We start from the raw sequence: 18,847 nt of genomic DNA, 5'->3' as shown, positions 1-18,847 counted from the left end.
GTGGTGATGCGGGTGTGATCGGGGTGTGATGGTAGAGCGGGCGCTCAGTCGAGCGCCCGCAAAAATGCAGTCTGACACCTTAAAAAAAGGTAGTCAGACACCATCAACCTACTTCAGCGGCGGCGTGCTTTGCGGCGGTTTGCGCACCGATGTCGCCTGCTCGAGGGCGTAGGCGTACCCGAGCAGCTTGCCTTCCGAAAAGTCCCGCCCGAGCAGCTCGCCGCCGATCGGCACGCCGAGCGGTGCGCGATCGGTCGGCGACGAGAAGCCGGCCTGGAACGTGACCGCCGGCATACCCGTGCCGTTGGACAGCACGCCGTTGCGCTCGGGTTGATCCTGACGACCGGCCTCCGTGACCAGGATGCTCTGCATCGGATACATGATCGCATCCAGGTCCAGTTCGGCCATCTTCGCCAGCAAGGCAATCTTGAGCTTCTCGCGGTTCAGCATGCGCGTCTTGTACGCGTCGCTCTGCATGCCCGCCTCGATTGCGAACTCCTTCTCCAGCGTCGCCTGGATTGCAGGGGAAGCGCTTTTGGTTTCGATCAGCCGGGCGAACGACGTGATCGGCGCGTTCGCGGGCAAGGTGGCGAAGTAGCTGTCGAAAGCGGCCTTGGCTTCGAACGAATCGGTCGCGACCTCGCTCGTCAACGCGCGAAGATCCTTCATGTCGAATTCGACAACGGCCGCGCCCTGCTTCTGCATCGCCGCGGCGGCCGACTTGATCGCCTTGTTGACGTCGGCGTGGCGCTCTTCCTTGCCCATCAGCGTGGTCAGCAGTCCGATCCTCGCACCCTTTAGCGCCTTCGTATCGAGGGCCTCGACATACGAGCGCGGATGCTGGTCCACGCCCAGCGCCGTGATCGGGTCATTCGCGTCGAACCCCACCATCACGTCTAGCAGCCGCGCGGCGTCGCCGACGGTGCGTGCGATCGGTCCGATCTCATCCTGGGTGTAGCTGTTGGGCATGACGCCGCCGCGGCTGACCAAACCCCGCGTGGGCCTAACTCCGACCAGGCTGTTGGCCGAGGCCGGCGAACGGATCGACTGCCCCGTATCGCTGCCCGTGCCGACCAGCGCCATGTTTGCTGCCAACGCCGCGCCCGTGCCGCCACTCGAGCCCCCCGGATTGCGGCCGAGGTCATAAGGGTTCAGCACCTGACCACCCAGGCTGCTCACGGATACGCCGCCACGCGCGAACTCTTGCAGATTCGACTTGGCCAGGATCAGCGCACCAGCTTGGCGCATCTTCGCCACCGTAAATGCATCACGTTGGGGCCGCGAGTCTTTCATCGCCACATTCCCGCTGGAGGTGGGCATGTCCGCGGTGTCGAAGTTGTCTTTCAGGACGATGGGCACGCAGTGCAGGCTGCCGACGGCTTTGGGATTCGCCGCGAACTGACGATCCATCTGCCGCGCCTCGTCGAGCGCCTTGGCGTTGACGCTGATGATGGCGCGCAGCGCGGGCCCTTGCAGGTTGTACGCCTCGATGCGTGCCAGGTAGCCCTGGACGAGCTTCTCGCACGTCAACGTCTTCGCGCTGAAGGCTCGATGGACGCCCTCTATCGTCGCCTCTTCGATCTTGAAGGGTGCGGCGTGCGATGAAAAAGCGGCGGCGGCAACGACAGCGCCGCCTAGAACAGTCTGCATCCTGGGCATTCGAAACTCCTGAGTGAACTACGAAAAATCACTCAGGAAAAAAGCAATATCCATGCCATGTCATGGATAACCAGCGCGGCTGGCGTCGGCCACGCACTCGATGCCTTCGTCGTTGCGCCAGCCTCGGCGCGCACGTGCCCGCTCCGCATGGATCGCTGCCCACCTCCCCTGGCTCCCATTGCCAACCTAGGGCTAACCAGAATTAATTTATAAAATAATTCACCTAAACTGCGTTCGATACCTCGACCCAAAAAGCGGAGACGACGCATGACCAGCCCATTGACGAAGACGGGATTCACCAAGCAGGACACCGTGGCGCACCTGCTCGCCGCGGCGCTCAAGAAGCATGGCGTGACGCACTTTTTCGGCCAGAGCCTGCCCAGCATGTTCGTGCTCGCGGCCGAGCAGATCGGCATCAAACAGGTGTCCTACCGCACGGAAAACGCGGGGGGGTATATGGCCGATGCCTACGCCCGCATGAGCAACACCCCCGCCATCGTCACTGCCCAGAATGGCCCGGCTGCCGCGCTCCTGGTGGCTCCGCTGGCCGAGGCACAGAAGGTCTCGATTCCGGTGATCGCCCTGGTGCAAGACGTGAACCGGGACCAGCACGACAAAAACGCGTTCCAGGATCTCGATCACATCGCGATGCTGGGATCGGTCTGCAAATGGGTGCGCCGGATCGATCTGGCCACCCGCGTCGAGGACTACATCGACCAAGCCTTCGTGGTAGCCACGTCGGGGCGTCCGGGGCCCGTCGCACTGCTGCTGCCCGCGGATCTGCTGCAGGAGCAAGCCGTCCCCGCCCCTTTCGCCCGCACCCTCTCGCTCGGCCGCTTTCCGCTTGATCGCCCTTGCGCCAACCCGCAGGCCATGGAGAAGGCGATCGCGCTGCTCGCCTCGGCCAAGCGGCCGGTGATCGTGAGCGGCGGCGGCGTGCATGTGTCCCAGGCGGCGCAGGAGCTCACGGATTTCGCCGAGGCGATGAGCGTGCCCTTGGCCACCACCAACATGGGCAAAGGTGCCATACCCGACAGCCATGAACTGGCGCTCGGCGTGATCGCCAACTGCCTCGGCCCGAACGGCTCGGGCCGCTACCTCAAGCCCTTCATCAGCGACGCCGATGTCGTGCTGCTGGTGGGCAATCGCACCAACCAGAACGGCACCGACAGCTGGGCGTTGTATCCGAAGAACGCAACCTATATCCACCTGGACATCGACCCCCAGGAGATCGGGCGCAACTACGAAACCCAGGTGCGGCTGGTTGGCGACGCGAAGGCAACGCTGCAGGCCATGCTGCAATTGGCCACCAAAGCCGATCTGCGCGAGCGTACGGCCGCGCGCAAGGATGTCGCCACCGCCATCGCGCGCGGCCGCGACCGGCACCAAAGTGAAGTGGCGCCCCTGCTGCAGAGCAACGACGTGCCGATTCGGCCGGAACGCATCATGGCCGAGCTCGACGCGCTGCTGGGCGCCGACGACACGGTGGTGGCGGATGCCAGCTACTCCACGCTGTGGGTCACCAACTACCTCAAGGTGCGCAAGTGCGGCCAGCGTTTCCTCACGCCGCGCGGCCTCGCGGGGCTGGGCTGGGGCATGCCGATGGCCATGGGTGCGCGCGTGGCGAATGAAGCCGGCACCACGTACTGCCTCGTCGGCGACGGCGGCTTCGGCCACGTGTGGTCGGAAATGGAAACCGCCGCGCGGATGGGCATCAAGGTGGTCACCATCCTGATCAACAACGGCATCCTCGGGTATCAGAAGCACGCCGAATGCCTCAAGTACGGCTCGCACACGTCGGCGGTGCACTTCGCCTCGGTGGATCACGCGGCCATCGCTCGCGCGGCGGGGCTGAACGGCGTGCGGATCACCGACCCCGCGCAGCTTCGCGACGCCATCGCGACCGCGGCGCGGCATGACACAGGCACGCTGATCGAAGTGATGTGCACGGATCAGGCCTACCCGCCCATCACGTTCTACACGCCCGATGCCCAGGTCTGACCCGCCAACCGCCATCAGAGACCCCATATGAATAAAGTCGCACTGGTCACTGGCGCCGCCAGTGGCATCGGATTCGCCACCGGCGTGGCGCTGCTCGAGGCGGGGCACACGGTGTACTTCACCGATCGCAACGCCACGGATCTCGACAGGATCGACGCGTCGCTACGCGAACGCGCCCGGGCCGTGACGCTCGACCTGCAACATCCGGACGAGCAGCAAAAGGTGACCTCGGACGTGCTGGCCCGCCATGGCGCCATCGACATCCTGGTCAACAACGCCGGCATCTCGATCCGAGGCGCCAACGGACAGCCGCAAAGCCTGCTCGATGCCACCGAGGCGCAGTTTTTCGACATGATGCGCATCAATACCCTGGCGCTGATGCAAATGACCCAGCGGGTCCTGCCCGGCATGATGCACAAGCGCTGGGGTCGCATTGTGAACGTCGCCTCGTTGGCCGGCCGAAGCAAATCCATCGTGTCTGGCCCGCTGTACATGATGAGCAAGTCGGCCGTCCTGGGCCTGACTCGCGCGACCGCCGCCGAGATGGGCCCGCACGGCATCACCTGCAATGCGGTGGCCCCCGGCCGTGTTCTGTCGGCGATGACCGAGAACGCCGCGCCCGGCGTCAACGAGGGGTATGCGGAGCAGATTCCCGTGCGCCGCATTGGCCAGCCCGTCGAGATCGCCGCCGGCATCGCCTACCTCTGCAGCGAGCATGCCGGCTTTACCAACGGCGCGGTCATCGACATCAACGGCGGATTCTTCATGAGCTGATGAGGCGGGCAGCCGGATGGCGTCGACGCGCGCCCGGCTGCCTCGCCCTCGCGCGATGCGCAATCGCTATTTCCAGGAGCAATGATGGGCCACGACAAGTTCAAGGTCGCGCTGGTCACCGGCGCCGCCGGCGGGATCGGCGCGGCGACGGCCAGGGAGCTGCATGCCAGCGGCTTCAGGGTGGTGATGTGGGATGTCGCCGGACAATTTCCGGCGGAGCTGGAGAACGACAAAGAGCGCGTCATGACTCAGACCGTGGATGTCACCGACGCGAGCCGGATCGACGCGGCACTGGCCGAGGTGCGCGACAGATGGGGCGGGATCTCCGTCCTCATCAACAATGCCGGCATTTCGCCGAAAACACCGGATGGCACGGGCCGCGGAATCCTGGACGTCTCGGCGCAGGAGTGGAAAAGCGTGGTGGACATCAACCTCACGTCGCTGCTCACGCTGATCCAGAAGACCGCCCCGGACATGATGGGCCAGGAATGGGGCAGGATCGTCAATCTGTCTTCGCAGGCCGCGCGCACCCGCTCAACCGTGCCTGGCGTGGCGTACGTCTGCACCAAGACCGCCGTGCTCGGCCTGACGCGCTACGCCGCCGAAGAGCTCGGCCCCTATGGCATCACGTGCAACGCGGTGACGCCGGGCCGCATCGCCTCGCCCATGACGGCCTCCGCGGGCGCGGAAGTCACGGCACGCCTGAACAGCAGCACACCGCTGCGCCGCATGGGCACACCCGAAGAGGTCGCCAAAGCCATTGCCTTCTTCTGCGCGCCGTCGGGTGATTTCATCTCCGGCGCCGTACTCGACGTCAATGGAGGTTTGTTCATGCAGTAGCACAGGGCGGTACCACCCGCAGCACCATAAAAAAGGAGACAAACATGAAACACAAAGCCATCGGCCCGATCGCAGCGATCGCCATCCTTGGCGGCTTCAGCGTGTCGGCGCAGGCGCAAACCGCGTATCCCATCCGGTCCATCGAACTCAGCGTGCCGTATGGCGCGGGCGGCGCCACCGACGTCATGGCACGCAAGTTCGCGACCTTTCTCGAAAAAGAGCTGGGTCAGCCCATTGTGGTGGTCAACCGCCCCGGCGCGCAGGGCACGCTGCAAATGAGCCACCTGGCCAAGGCCAAACCCGATGGCTACTCGCTCGGTGTAGCCGGCTACAACGCCCTGACCTATACCGCGCAGCGCATGTCCAAGCCTCCCTTTACGGTGGACGACTTCACCTACTTCGGCGAGATCGGCACGTTTTCCTATGGGCTGGTGGTGCCCAGCTCCTCGCCCATCAAGAACATGGACGACTACATCGCCGCCAGCAAGAAGCCGAAGGGCATCACCTATGGCGTGACGGGTGCGCCGAACAACATCCCGTATGCCACGCTGAAGAGGACCACCGGCGGCACCTTCGAGGAGGTGAACTACAAGTCCGGCCTCGAGGCCGCGACGGCGGCCGCGGGCGGCCATGTGGAGTCCGCGCTGCAAAACCCGCAAGACCTTCTGCCGCTGGTGCAGTCCGGCCAGTTGCGCCTGATCGCCTCCATGACAGAACAGCGCATCGCAGGCCAGGAGAGCGTGCCTACGGCGCGCGAACAGGGCTATGACGTGCAGGTCTACAGCAGCCTGGGCCTCGCAGCGCCCAAGGGAATTCCGGCGGACATCGGCAGAAAGCTGCAGGCCGCCACGCTGAAGATCCTGGCCAATCCGCAATACGTGGAGTTCATGAAAACCCAGCACATGTACGTCAATCAGGTCGACGGCCCGGCCTTCGCGCAGAAGCTGCGCGACGGTTACGTGAACATGGGCGTGTTCATCAAAGAAATGAACATCCCGATGCTGAACTGAACCGGCGTCACGGCAGCCCGCGGCGGCAAGCCTGCCGCCGCACCCTACTTCACCGCGGAGACACGCAACATGCATTCCTCAGGCAAGCTGGCGCTCATCACCGGCGGCACCCGCGGCATCGGGCTGGCCAGCGGCATCGAACTGCTGCGCCAGGGTCATATCGTCGTGCTGACCGGCCGCTCCGGCCGCGTGCATGGCGACATCCCCGAGGCCCTGTCGAGCCGGGCTCATGTGATGTCGCTCGACATGACGCAACCCGATACGTTCGGCCCCTTCGTAAACAAGCTGGCCAGCGATCTCGGCGATATCGACATCCTGGTGAACAACGCCGGCGTCAGCCTGAAGAACCCGCGCGGCCTCTCCAACGGCGTGCTGACGGCGACGGCCGCCGAGTTCGACGACACCATGCGTGTCAATGCACTGGCGCCCATGTTGCTCGCGCAACACGTTCTGCCTCGCATGCGGGAGCGTCGCTGGGGCCGCATCGTCAACATCGCCTCGCTGGCCGGACGCAGCAAAAGCGCGGTCTCGGGTCCGACCTACATGATGAGCAAGGCGGCGCTGCTTGCCTGGACCCGTGCTGTCGCGCTCGAGATGGCGCCCTACGGCATCACCTGCAACGCGATCGCACCCGGCCGCGTGCAGACCGACATGGCGATGCAGGGCGGCGCGGAGCTCAACGCGCGCCTCGCCAGCGCCATCCCTGTCGGCCGCATCGGACAACCTGAAGAGGTTGCCTACGCGGTTGCCATGCTGTGCGCCGAGGCCGCGGCCTTCACGACCGGCGCATGCCTGGACATCAACGGTGGCGTCTTCATGTCCTGACGCCACCACCCACCAAGGAGACAACCATGACGACAAATAGAATCATCGTGGCGTTGGCGACCGCGATCGGCGCCACGCTGGCATCGTTCGCGGCCGGCGCCCAGCAAGCCGCCGACTACCCTGCGCGTGAGCTGAACATGTACGTGAACTACGGCGCGGGCGGCAACACCGACGTCGCCGCCCGCGGGCTGGCCCGGGGCATGGAGGCCATCCTGGACAAGCCGGTCGTGATCCAGAATCGCGCCGGCGCACAGGGCACGCTGGGCGTATCGCAGCTGGCGCGGCAAAAGCCCGATGGCTACACGTTCGGCATCGTGACGTACTCGACCATTTCCATCACGCCGCATCTGATGAAGGTCGACTACACGGCCGACAGCTTCGACTTCGTGGCGGGGGTCGGGCGATTCAAGTATGGCGTGGCGGTGCTCGCCGATTCGCCGTACAAGACCCTGGACGATCTGGTCGAGGCCAGCAAGAAAGGCAAAGGCGTCTTCTTCGGCGCTCCGTCGGCGCCAAACAACATCGCGATGTACGAGCTGGGTCGTAAAACGGGCGGCACTTTCGAACAGGTCAGCTACAAGTCGGGTGCCGAAACGGTGTCCGCGCTGCTGAGCCGCCAGGTCGATGTCATCGTGCAGAACCCCTCCGACATCATGCCGCACGTCAATGCAGGAAAGATGCGTATGCTGGCGAGCGCGAGCCCGATGCGCTGGACCGAGCTGCCCGATATCCCGACGATGAAGGAACAGGGCTATGACGTCGAGGTGGACTCGTGGCTGGGCCTGGCCTTTCCCAAAGGCGTGGATCCGGCCGTGCGCGACAAGCTCGAGCGCGTCGCCATCCAGGCGCTGAAGTCGCCGGAAACCACGAAGGTCTTTGTGCTGGGCGGCATGGAGCCCGTGGCCGTCGATGGCGCCGAGTATCACAAGATGCTGGTCGACGGCCGCGAGTTCATGGGCCAGGCGATCAAGGCCGCCAACATTCCCACCAATCTCTGAACCCTGCCGCCGGCCTCGGGCCGGGCTAGCCCAGTTGCTGCAACTGACGCCCGGCGCGCTGGCGCGCACGCACCAGCTCCATCTTCTTGAAAGGCTGCACGGTCAGCGCCTCGGGGCTGAGCTTCTGGTGCAGTACCTCGATGATCTTCGTGCCCGATCCGGACAGGTCCCGGATCAGCGCGCTCTCGAGTAGCGCCGCGTCGCGGGTTCGCAGGGCCTCGAGCATATCCTCGTGCGGATGCGTGCCGCTGAAGATGGCCGGCGAGCCCTTCTCGTAGAGAAACCCCACGCTCGGCCCCGTGATGGCCCAGAGCGTCTGGATCATGGTCTTGAGGTACGACTTCTCTTCCACACGGCACAAGGCCATATGGAACAGGGCATTCTGCTTGAGCTGGCTCCGCGCATCGCCGCGCGCCTTGGCCTTTACCAGCGCCACGTGCAGGCTCTCGAGCTGCGCGATCTGCCGGGGCGTCCAGGCGTCGAGCGTCTGCAGCGCCGCCATCACCTCCAGCTTGGTACGGATCGCACGCACTTCGGTCAGGTGCTCGACGGACGGAATCGGGACGCGCACGCTGAAGCCGCGTTGACCGATCAGGATATCCTTGGCCACCAGCTGCAGCAGCGCCTCGCGGATCGGGGTTTGGCTCATGCCCTGGAACGCCGGGTCTTCGAGCAGCTCGCGCAGCTTGAACGTGTGGCCAGGCATGTACTCGCCATACGTGAGTTTGGCGATCAGCGTTTCCCTGACGGTATCGGTGTGGTTGACTTTGGACATGGCGGCACAGGCCCCCGGATCAATTCCGGTCGTCATTTTATAACCTAACGTCGCCCTGTTGATGCGCGCCGATCAGCCGTCGCGTGCCGGCCGGCATGCGCCATCGATACGGTAGAAAGCCGGCTTACGCCGCGTTCACGCGCACGGTGCGCTGACGGCGCAACGCGACTACCTGCTCCGCCCCGACCGCGCGCGCCCGCAGCTGACCACAGCCGGCATCCACGTCCTGGCCCGCGCTGTTTCGCACCTTGGCCAACACGCCGCCCTGGTGCAGGTATCGCACGATGTCGCGGATGCGTTCGGGATCGGGGCGCTGGTAGTCGTCGCCCTCGAGGCTGTTGAACGGGATGACGTTGAGCACGCCGTACTTGCCCTTGAGCAGGCGCAGGACGGCGTCGAGCTCGTCGTTGCCGTCGTTGATGCCCTTGAGCAGCGTCCACTGATACTGGATCGGGTAGCCGGTGTCGCGCGCGTATTTCTCGCCGAGCGCGATGAGCTCGTCAGGCGCGATCCGGGGTGCGCGCGGCAGCAGGTGTTCGCGCAGCTCGGCCTTGGTCGTGTGCAGCGAGAGCGCGAGCGCGGGCTTGATGCGCTGCTGCGGCAGGGCATCGAACACACGGTGATCGCCCACGGTGGAGAACACGAGGTTCTTGTGGCCGATGCCGCCCTCGGTGCCGAGCAGATCGATGGCCTCGAGCACGTTTTCCAGGTTGTGCGCGGGCTCGCCCATGCCCATGAAGACGACCTTCTTCACGGCGCGCTGGCGGCGCGCGAGCACCACCTGCGCCAGGATCTCCATGCTCGACACCTGACGCAGCAGGCCGCTCTTGCCGGTCATGCAGAAACGACAGCCGACCGCACAGCCGACCTGGGTCGACACACAGAGGCCGTCGCGCGGCAGCAGCACGCTTTCCACCATCTGGCCGTCGGCCAGCTCCACCAGCAGGCGCGAGCCGTCGTCGCCGGCGTGTTCGGAGCGGATGCGCGCCAGGCCGTCGAGTTCGGCGGTCACGCCGGGCAGGCCCTCACGCAGCGAGAGCGGGAGGAAATCATCGGAATGTCTGCGCCGGGTGCCCGTGTCGAGCGCCTGACCGTTCAGCCAGACGCGCACGACCCGGCCGCGATGAACGGGCCGGGCGCCGAGGGCGGTGAGGCGTTGGTCGAGATCGGAGAAGCGCATGGGGAGCGGATTTTACTCTGGTCGCGCCACGGGCCCGGCCCGACGCGGGCCACGGAGGCTGCACGCGCCAGGGCAGGTGCTCGAATAGGCGCCAGGCCTGGCGCCAGACGTTGGGCCACACGTCTTCAGGCAGCCGTCTCCCGGCCGTCCGGATGCAGCAGCACCTGCTCGCCCGTGTCGCCGCGCACGGCGGCGACCGGCAGGCCTTCGTTCCAACGCCGCACCAGCGCGGGCGGGCCGTTGTAGATCCCCGCGGCCGTCTGCAGCGATGCGGGCGCGCCGATCCAGGCATAGACCGGCGCGTGCAGCCACGCGCCGTCCGGATGCGCGACACCGACCAGCAGGCCGTCCTCGCTGTGCGCGCATGCGTCGTCGGGCGCCTGAAGCACGAGCCAGCCGTAGCCGTCGTTCCAGGCCAGCCCGAACGTAAGGACGTACGCGCAGGGCAGCACTTCGCGGCCCCGCGTGCAGTCGTAGACGCCCTCGGACCCGGCCATGTCGTCGCCTGCCGCGGCGGCGAGCACGCGCACGTAGCGAGCCGCCTGGCCCGACGGCGCGGGTTCGGGAACGCCGGGCAGACGCGAGGGCAACCAGGTCACCTCGCCGACGTCGGCGTATACCAGGGGTACCAACACCTCGCCCGCGCCATCGACGACGCCGCGGCGCTCGTCGGTGGTCAGCACGTTGATCCGCATCACGCCACGATCCCATTGTTCGGCCAGATCGGTCTCGGTGTCCAGGGCCGACACGCCGACGTGGCAGGCGTCGAGCACCAGACGTCCCGCCGCGTCGACCACGCCGTTCAGCGCGTCGCGTTGCACCACATACGCGTGCAGCTCTTCTTCCCAGAAGATCTCTTGCCAGGTGGGCGCGACCACCCACGCGCCCTGGCGATCGATGAGCCCCCACGCCTCGTTCTCGTAAGCGGGCGCCAGTCCGCCGGGCTGGAACGACCCCGCGTCCTCGAAGCGCGGCGTGATGGCCCATTGTCCGTCCTTGCCGACATAGCCCATCAGGTCGCCGACGAGCGCGATCACGAGACCCTGGGCGCAGCGCCAGGCCTCGTCCAACACGGGCGCCATCACCACGCGGCCATCCGCCGCGACCAGCCCGACCTTGCCGCCGGATTCGACGCTCGCGATGTCTTCCGAGAAATCCCACACGGCGTCGAAACGCGGCTCGATGAGCACCCGCACGCGCTGGTCGTCGGCGTGCAGCAGCCCGATCAGCCCCTCGCGGCGCATCCACAGCACACCTTTATCCGTCGCGTCACCGGACCAGATGGCGTCCCATTCCGGTTGCAACAGGGTGCGCCAGCATTCGTCCTCGGATTCGGCACCGGCGTCGTCGAGCGCGCGCAGCCCCCAGCGCCCGTCCACGCAAAAGGTGTAGCGCCTGCCGCCCAGCCACTCGCCCTCTTCCTGCCCGTCCTCCGCGTCGAAGTCCTCGAAGCTGACGCTACGCACCGGCTCCTGCTCGTGGAAGTAAGGATGCGAGAGCCCGCCGAAGCCGAAGGTCCAGGCCCAGCCCGGGTCGTCGTCGGCATCCTGGACGCACAGCAACGCGAACACGCCGGCCACGTCGTCGGCACCCATCCCCCGCTGCAAGGCAGCCCAGAGCGCATTGCTCGTGCGGTTTACATGCGCCGCATAGGCGTGGGCGCCATCGCCATGCAGCCATGAGAGCTCGTTCAGGTTTGCGCTGAACCGCAGCGCCTCGGTCTCGTCGTGCTCGTCGATCAAACCCGCCAGATACCGGACGGCGGCGTCGAGCTGCAAGCAGAGCGGCGCGTCCTCGCGGCCCGCGTGCCGCGACAGAAACGCGGCCAGCTCGCCCAGGCGGTCGTACGCGGCGCGCGCATCGCTGGCGACACCGGCCGCGCCGCCCTCGTCCATGATGTCCTGGGCATCGACAGGCAGGGCCTCAGCACCGCTCGCCAGCAGGACCTGCCAGAGCGTGGGCAGGTTCCCGTTCGCGCTGGCGACTTCCGTGGGCGGCGTGTCCTCGGTCGAGTCGGATTGCAGATACAGCCAGGCGCGATTGCCCATTTTTTTCCTTGGTGTTGCGGACGCCACGGGCGTCGGGTCTTGCGTTTCAACGGCGGCCTGACAGGGTTCGGCCGGATGATCCGGCTCGCGCTTTCCCGTGCAGGCGCCCGTGATTGTAGTGAGGCCATGAAGACGGCTTGGCGACGAACGCCGCGGCACGCTGCCGACCGCCCGCGCCGCCGGAACGCACTCGTCCGATAGTGGCCCTGTACGAGGCGATCTGCCCTCCCCTTTGCGCATCGTCAAGGATCCGCTCGCGCGCGCGTCCTGGACTCGAATGCCTTGATGCGGCGCAAGCGGCCGGCGCGCCGCGCTCGCTGTAATGACCCTGTGCCGTCAAGGTGTTTAGAGGAGAAGTCGATGAGAAAGCACAGTGTGTCGTGGGGTGTGGGCATCGTATTGGCCTTGTGGGCGGGTCAGGCCATGAGCGCATCGCAAGAGCCCATCCAGCCGATCGAGCCCGTCGTGATCAAAGAGCCCGCGAAGGTCGAGCTGGGCAAAATGCTGTTCTTCGATCCCCGTCTGTCGCGGTCCGGCGCGATCTCCTGTAATTCCTGCCACAACCTGGCCATGGGCGGCTCCGATAACCTCAAGGCGTCGATCGGCCACCAGTGGCAGATGGGCGGCATCAATTCACCCACCGTGCTCAACTCGAGCCTGAACATCGCCCAGTTCTGGGATGGGCGCGCCAAGGATCTGCGCGAGCAAGCCGGCGGCCCGATCGCGAATCCGGCGGAGATGGCCTCCTCTCATGAGGTGGCGGTGCAGGTGCTCAACTCCATTCCGGGCTACCGGTCGGAGTTCAAGCGCGTGTTCGGCAAGGATGGCATCACGATCGACGAGGTGACCAGCGCGTTGGCCGCGTTCGAGGAAACGCTGGTCACGCCGAACTCTCGCTTCGACAAGTGGCTCAAGGGTGACAAGAACGCGCTTACCGTGCGCGAGCTCGCCGGCTATGAGCTGTTCAAGAACAGCGGTTGCGTGGCCTGTCACAACGGTGCCGCGGTCGGCGGCAACTCGTTCCAGAAAATGGGCCTGGTTTCGCCGTATGTCACCGACAACAAGGCGGAGGGTCGAGCCGGCGTGACGGGTCAGGACGCCGACCGCTTCAACTTCAAGGTGCCGACACTGCGCAACGTGGCCCTGACCTACCCGTACTTCCATGACGGCGAGGCAGCCACGCTCACGCAGGCCGTCGACGTGATGGGCCGCCTGCAATTGGGGCGCACGTTCACCGACGAAGAAAACGGGCAGATCGTGGCGTTCCTGAAAACCCTCACGGGCGATCAACCGGTTATCCAGTACCCGGTGCTGCCGCCGTCGGAAGACGACACGCCGCGTCCGGAACCGTTCGTGAAATAAGAGGCGCGGCGCGCACGGATGTGCGCGCGCCAGCGCAGCGCCCCCCGCACATCGCGCGCGGGGGCAGCGGCTGGCGGCGGGTGACCGGCGGCGGGCAAGCCCCGCTGCCGGTCGCCCGCAACAGCCAAGATCGAGCGCATGTGGCATGCTTCGCCGCCAGCCCTACGCCGACCGACCCCCATGCCCGTGTTGCTCGCCCGCATCCTCGACCTTCTCATCCTCGCCGCGTCGGCGGCGCTGTTCGGCGCCTGCCTGACGTCCGTGCTGACGACCGGTGCTTACGGCTGGGCCGCCCCCGTCGCGCCGTACATGTACGAGGCCAGCGACTTCTATGCGGACGCGGCACTCGCGGGCACGGGCGGCCTGTTGGCGCTGCTGGCGTTGGAGCGGTTCGCACGGGTGCGCGCATCCGAATCGCTGCGTGCCGCGGCGTTTTTCATCGCGGCGCTGCTCGCGCTGTATCTCGGACCACCCTCGCCCCAGGTGTTCGGCAATACCTGGGCGCCGGGCGAAGCGACGCGGGAATTGTTCCTCGCGCAGCTGGACATGGTGGTGCCCATTGCGCTGGCGGCCGTGGTGTTGCGGTGCGCGGCACGCGCCGTGTGGCGTCGCGTGACGCGCCCGCGGCGGCGCGGCTCATCCGAGTGAATGCGGCACGCGGCGCGGCGGCACCTGCCGGGGTAGCGCCCTAGCGTTTGGGCCGAGGTGCCAGCGACGGCTCGAGCTGAACCGCTTCCTTGCCGGAGCGCACGCGGTATACCCGGGCGGGCCGATGGCCTTCGGTCTTGGTGTCGCCGGTTTCTTCGAGGATGTCGAGCTCGTCGATGCGGCGAATGAAGCCGCGGGGCTCCAGACGGCCGCCCAACAGCTGCTCGTAGACCGCCCGCAGCTCCGACATCGTGAAGGTATCCGGCATCAGGTGCACCGGCAGCGCGGAGTAGCTGGTCTTGGAGCGCACGCGTTCGACCGCGGCGCGCAGAATCGTGGTGTGGTCGAACGGCAAGGTGCGCGACAGCGCCTCATCCACGCGCGTCCAGGCGAAATGAGCGTTGTTGTCCGGCGCGATGTGAGACGGCACCAGCGCGTAGTAGGCGATCGACGCCGACCAGCCGCGCGGATCGCGCGACGCGCCGGTGAAGGTGGCCAGCTGCTCGAGATACGGGCTCTCTACCGCCGCCTTGGTGGCGAGCACGCGGCGGGCGGTGTCCATCGCGTCGAGATCCTGCTCCGGACGGATGAACCCGCCCGGCAATCCCCACGCCCCAAAGTAAGGTTCGCTCTCTTGCGTGCGCCGCACCAGGCCGACATGCAGCGCCTCCTCGAGCAGCGTCAGGAGGACCACGTCGACCATCAGAAGCGGGCGGGGGTTTTCATGGGCCATGCGCCATTATAGCGAAATCGCCGTAAGTATCTCCCCGCCTGCCAATGTCTTCAGCGGTTCCGGCAACATCCAGCATCAATTACTTACGGCGTTTTTGCCTTAAGCCGGCGTATAGTGGGAACCAGCACGCAACATATCGGAGACCGCATCATGACCCGCACCGCCAAACTCCTCGTCATCGACCCGCAGAACGACTTCTGCGATATTCCCGCGGAGCTGCTGCCCACCCTGGGCGGTCAGGCCGGCGAGGTCACCGAGACGCCGGCGCTGCCCGTGAGCGGCGCCCACTCCGATATGCTGCGCACGGCGGATTTCATCACGCAGGCGGGCCGCGCGCTGGCCGGCATCACCGTCACCCTCGACTGGCACCCCTTCGTCGCCATCGAGCGCACCACCTTCTGGCAAGACGCCGCGGGCAAGGAGGTGGCGCCGTTCACCCCGATCACCGCTGCCGACGTGGCGGCCGGCAAGTACCTGCCCGTCAATGGCGAACGGATCGAGCCCCTGAGCGGCAAGCCGCTGTCGGCGCGCGTGATCGAGCTGCTTGGCCGGCTCGAAGCGGCGGGCCGCTACACGCTGATGGTCTGGCCGGTGCACTGCGTGGCCGGCACCTGGGGCGCCAACATTCACCGTTCGGTGGCCGACGCGCTGGCCCAATGGGAACGCGGCGCCGACGCGCCCGTCATCAAGGCGCACAAGGGCGAGTACTTCCTTACCGAGCACTACGGCGCGTTCGAAGCCGAAACGCCGCTGGACGAAGTGCCGTCGACGCAGTTCGATACGGCGCTGGCGCAGGGTCTGACCGAGGGCGTGGACACGCTCTACGTGGCCGGCGAAGCCTCGAGCCACTGCGTCTCCGCCAGCGTCGACCAGCTCATCCGCTATCGCAATTCCGGCAAGGGCATCGTGCTCATCACCGACTGCATGAGCCCGGTCGCCGGCTTCGGCGCGCAGGCCGATGCGTTCCTGGACCGTGCGCGCGCCGCCGGCTGCGAAACGCTCACCGCCGCGCAAGCCTTGCAACGCCTGCGCGCCAACTGAATCGGAGTGCCGACCATGACCACCTTTCGTCCCATCATCAACTCGCTGCTCGAGACCGATCTCTACAAATTCACGATGTGGCAGGCGCTGCTGCACCGCTTTCCGACGAACACGGCCAGGTACCGGTTCGTCTGCCGCAGCGTAACGGCCTACCCGCTCGCCACCCTGGCCGACGAAGTGAATCGCCAGCTCGACTGGCTGTGCAACCTGCGCTTCTCGCCCGATGAGCTCGACTACGTGGGCAGCCTGCGCTTCATCAAGCCGGATTTCATCCAGTTTCTGCGCATCTTCCAGCTCAACCGCGGCTTCATCTCGGCGCGCGCCGAGGGCGACGAGCTGGTCATCGAGGCGGAGGGGCCGCAGATTCACGTGATGCCGTTCGAGATCTACGTGCTGGCGATCGTCAACGAGCTGTATTTCCGCACGCTGGGCGAGGTCGATCTCGCCGAGGGCCGGGCGCGGCTCGAGGCGAAGATCGGCATGCTCGTCGACGCCTCGTGCCAGCCGGCGCTGCGGCACCCCTTCGAGTTCTTCGACTTCGGCGTGCGCCGCCGCTACAGCGGCGCCTGGCACGACGAGGTGGTGTCCACGTTGAAGGCGCGCGTGCCGCAGTTCTTCAAGGGCACCTCGAATGTCTACCTGGCCAAGAAGTACGGTCTCGTGCCGATCGGCACCATGGCGCACGAATACCTGCAGACCTTCCAGGCCGTGGGCGTGCAACTCAAGCTGTCGCAGAAGGCCGCGCTCGAGGCCTGGGTGCAGGAGTACCGCGGCGATCTGGGCACCGCCCTCACCGACGTGGTCGGCATGGACGCATTTCTGGCGGATTTCGACCTGTACTTCGCCAAGCTGTTCGATGGCCTGCGCCACGATTCCGGCGACCCGGGCGTCTGGGGCGAAAAGGCCTTGGCGCACTACGCCAAGCTCCGCATCGATGCGCACAACAAGCGCCTCACCTTCTCCGATGGTCTGGACATCCCGAAGGCGCTGGAACTCTATCGGCAGTTTGGCGACCGCGTGCAGCTGGGTTTCGGCATCGGCACCAACCTGACCAACGATGTAGGCCCGAAGCCGCTGAACATCGTGATGAAGCTGGTGCGCTGCAATGACCAGCCGGTGGCGAAGCTTGCCGACACGCCGGGCAAAACGCTGTGCGACGACCCGACCTTCCTGGCGTACCTGCGCAGTGTCTTCAACCGCACCGAAGACTGAGCCCCTTTTCAGCAGAGCCGTTGTATGCAGAACTCTCTCACCGTCACGTTAGGCCAGATCAACCCTACCGCCGGGGATCTCGATGGCAACATCGCCCTGATGCTGGCGGCCGCCCGCAAGGCCGAGGCCGCCGGCGCGCACCTGGTCGTATTTCCGGAGCTCTCGCTGACGGGCTACTCGCCCGGCGATCTGCTCGACGACCCCGCCTTCCAGGAGCGTCTGCGCACCGCGCACGGTACGCTCATCGCCGCCAGCCGCCAGACGCCCGGCCTGCACTGGGTGGTCGGCCTGCCGCTGCCCGCCAGCGAGCGCCGCTACTTCAACGCGCTGCAGGTGTTGCGCAACGGCGAGGCGGTGCTTACCTATCACAAGCAGTTGCTGCCCACCTATGGCGTGTTCAACGAACACCGCCACTTCGAACCCGGCGCCGACACGGCCAGGGTGCTGCGGGTGCAGGGGGTGTCGGTCGGGTTCCTGATCTGCGAAGACGCCTGGAACGACGACGGGCAGGACTACCCGGTGAATCCGTTTCAGCGTCTGGCCGACGCCGCCCCCGATCTGGTGATCTCGATCAACGCCAGCCCGAGCGACAAAGGCAAGCGCCGGCGGCGCCACGACGTCATGGCCAAGGCCTGCGCGCGCCACGCGCTGCCGCTGCTGTATGTGGCGCAGGTCGGCGGGCAGGATCAGCTCGTGTTCGATGGCGCTTCGTTTGCGGCCGATGCCACGGGCGCCATCGTGTTCGAGGGCAAGCGCTTCGCCGAAGACACGAGCACGCTGATCTTCGACCGGGGCTCGCGCAGCTTTCGCAATGCACGCGGCGTGGCATTGAGCGGGGTGCCCGCCGCAGGGCTGACGGACATAGAGTTCTATCGCCAGCAGATCGTGCTGGGCCTGCGCGATTACGCCCGCCGCTGCGGCTTCACGCAGGTGGTGGTCGGCTCGTCGGGCGGGATCGACTCCGCCCTGACGCTGGCGCTGGCCGCCGAGGCGCTCGGTCCGGCCAACGTGACCGCGATCACCATGCCGTCGGTCTATTCCAGCGAGGGTAGCGTGGCCGACTCGGTGGCGTTGTGCCGCAACCTCGGCGTCACGCTGCACGAGGTCGCCATCAAATCCATCGTGTCGGCGTTCGCGGGCACGCTGGGGCAAAGCAGCGTCGGCGCCGAGCCCGCCGGGCTGGCACTGGAAAACCTCCAGGCGCGGGTGCGCGGCACGCTGCTCATGACCTACTCCAACCAGTTCGGTCCGCTGGTGCTCACGACCGGCAACAAGTCGGAGCTGTCGGTGGGCTACTGCACGCTCTATGGCGACACGAACGGCGGTCTGGGCTTGCTGGGTGATCTGTACAAGACCGAGGTCTTCGCCCTGTCGCGCCACATCAACAGCACCGCGGGTCGTGAATTGATCCCGCAGGCCATCATCGACAAGGCGCCCTCGGCCGAGCTGGCGCCCGACCAGAAAGACTCTGACTCGTTGCCGCCGTACGAGGTGCTCGATGAGATCCTCAAGGTGCTCATCGAAGGCTCCCTGCTCGAGGCCGACGAGCACGATCACGCCCATGCCGTCGTGCAGGCGCTCGGCGAGACGGCCGAGGGCCGCGCGACGATCGCCAGGGTCAAGCAGCTGATCGCTCGCAGCGAATACAAGCGGCGCCAGGCCCCGCCCATCATCCGCGTGCGCGCTCGCGCCTTCGGCACCGGCCGGCAAGTGCCGATTACCGCGCGGCAATACTGAATCC

General features: G+C 66.4%; 16 protein-coding genes. 11 read left to right on the top strand and 5 right to left on the bottom strand.

The window, feature by feature from the left end:
• Positions 1–108: 108 nt before the first annotated feature.
• Positions 109–1,650 (bottom strand): amidase, encoded by a 1,542-nt coding sequence (locus tag CEK29_RS08375; RefSeq protein WP_176456858.1) that lies wholly within the window; start codon positions 1,648–1,650, stop codon positions 109–111.
• Positions 1,651–1,926: 276 nt separating this feature from the next.
• Here CEK29_RS08375 and CEK29_RS08370 point away from each other — a divergent pair, with 276 nt between their 5' ends.
• The 6 genes from CEK29_RS08370 to CEK29_RS08345 all read left to right on the top strand — a co-directional run bounded on the left by CEK29_RS08370 (position 1,927) and on the right by CEK29_RS08345 (position 8,107).
• Positions 1,927–3,660 (top strand): acetolactate synthase catalytic subunit, encoded by a 1,734-nt coding sequence (locus CEK29_RS08370; protein WP_094857811.1) that lies wholly within the window; start codon positions 1,927–1,929, stop codon positions 3,658–3,660.
• Positions 3,661–3,687: 27 nt separating this feature from the next.
• Entirely contained in the window at positions 3,688–4,434 is a 747-nt protein-coding gene (locus CEK29_RS08365) for an SDR family oxidoreductase (RefSeq protein WP_170948406.1), read from the top strand.
• An 84-nt stretch (positions 4,435–4,518) separates the two neighbouring features.
• The gene (locus CEK29_RS08360) at positions 4,519–5,274 is read left to right on the top strand and encodes an SDR family NAD(P)-dependent oxidoreductase (protein ID WP_255176100.1); all 756 of its coding nucleotides are present in this window, start codon (positions 4,519–4,521) and stop codon (positions 5,272–5,274) included.
• Between the two features lie 44 nt (positions 5,275–5,318).
• On the top strand, positions 5,319–6,284 hold the full coding sequence (locus CEK29_RS08355) for a tripartite tricarboxylate transporter substrate binding protein (RefSeq protein ID WP_094857809.1): 966 nt from the start codon (positions 5,319–5,321) through the stop codon (positions 6,282–6,284).
• A gap of 69 nt (positions 6,285–6,353) precedes the next feature.
• Positions 6,354–7,109, top strand: coding sequence for an SDR family NAD(P)-dependent oxidoreductase (locus tag CEK29_RS08350; protein WP_094857808.1), 756 nt, complete (start codon positions 6,354–6,356; stop codon positions 7,107–7,109).
• Positions 7,110–7,135: 26 nt separating this feature from the next.
• On the top strand, positions 7,136–8,107 hold the full coding sequence (locus CEK29_RS08345; protein WP_094857807.1) for a Bug family tripartite tricarboxylate transporter substrate binding protein: 972 nt from the start codon (positions 7,136–7,138) through the stop codon (positions 8,105–8,107).
• A 25-nt stretch (positions 8,108–8,132) separates the two neighbouring features.
• On the opposite strand, the gene CEK29_RS08340 is transcribed toward CEK29_RS08345, so the two are convergent.
• From CEK29_RS08340 to CEK29_RS08330, 3 genes are all read right to left on the bottom strand, one after another.
• Positions 8,133–8,882 carry a GntR family transcriptional regulator gene (locus CEK29_RS08340; RefSeq protein ID WP_170948405.1) on the bottom strand — a complete coding sequence of 250 codons (750 nt, stop codon included), beginning with the start codon at positions 8,880–8,882 and terminating at the stop codon, positions 8,133–8,135.
• 124 nt (positions 8,883–9,006) lie between these two features.
• Positions 9,007–10,062, bottom strand: a complete 1,056-nt coding sequence (locus tag CEK29_RS08335; protein ID WP_094857806.1) for an RNA methyltransferase — start codon at positions 10,060–10,062, stop codon at positions 9,007–9,009.
• Between the two features lie 125 nt (positions 10,063–10,187).
• Entirely contained in the window at positions 10,188–12,110 is a 1,923-nt protein-coding gene (locus CEK29_RS08330; RefSeq protein WP_176456857.1) for a WG repeat-containing protein, read from the bottom strand.
• 360 nt (positions 12,111–12,470) lie between these two features.
• On the opposite strand from CEK29_RS08330, the gene CEK29_RS08325 reads away from it, so the two are divergent.
• Both CEK29_RS08325 and CEK29_RS08320 read left to right on the top strand, forming a co-directional pair.
• Entirely contained in the window at positions 12,471–13,472 is a 1,002-nt protein-coding gene (locus CEK29_RS08325) for a cytochrome-c peroxidase (RefSeq protein WP_094857804.1), read from the top strand.
• Positions 13,473–13,652: 180 nt separating this feature from the next.
• On the top strand, positions 13,653–14,120 hold the full coding sequence (locus CEK29_RS08320; RefSeq protein WP_094857803.1) for a hypothetical protein: 468 nt from the start codon (positions 13,653–13,655) through the stop codon (positions 14,118–14,120).
• Between the two features lie 40 nt (positions 14,121–14,160).
• On the opposite strand, the gene CEK29_RS08315 is transcribed toward CEK29_RS08320, so the two are convergent.
• Positions 14,161–14,853, bottom strand: coding sequence for an NUDIX hydrolase (locus CEK29_RS08315; RefSeq protein ID WP_094857802.1), 693 nt, complete (start codon positions 14,851–14,853; stop codon positions 14,161–14,163).
• A gap of 150 nt (positions 14,854–15,003) precedes the next feature.
• Here CEK29_RS08315 and CEK29_RS08310 point away from each other — a divergent pair, with 150 nt between their 5' ends.
• Genes CEK29_RS08310 through CEK29_RS08300 form a run of 3 tightly spaced genes read left to right on the top strand, consistent with a single transcriptional unit; the run spans position 15,004 to position 18,843 of the window.
• Entirely contained in the window at positions 15,004–15,894 is an 891-nt protein-coding gene (locus CEK29_RS08310; RefSeq protein ID WP_094857801.1) for an isochorismatase family protein, read from the top strand.
• Between the two features lie 15 nt (positions 15,895–15,909).
• Positions 15,910–17,106 carry a nicotinate phosphoribosyltransferase gene (gene pncB, locus CEK29_RS08305; protein WP_094799111.1) on the top strand — a complete coding sequence of 399 codons (1,197 nt, stop codon included), beginning with the start codon at positions 15,910–15,912 and terminating at the stop codon, positions 17,104–17,106.
• 24 nt (positions 17,107–17,130) lie between these two features.
• Positions 17,131–18,843: an NAD+ synthase gene (locus CEK29_RS08300; protein ID WP_094857800.1), complete on the top strand. Its 1,713-nt coding sequence runs from the start codon at positions 17,131–17,133 to the stop codon at positions 18,841–18,843.
• The last annotated feature ends 4 nt before the right edge of the window (positions 18,844–18,847 follow it).

The sequence above is a fragment of the Bordetella genomosp. 5 genome (genome assembly GCF_002261475.1).
In the GTDB taxonomy this organism is placed as follows: Bacteria; Pseudomonadota; Gammaproteobacteria; order Burkholderiales; family Burkholderiaceae_B; genus Bordetella.
The sequence above is the reverse complement of the archived record's forward strand: the minus strand, read 5'-3'. Positions and strand labels throughout refer to the sequence as shown.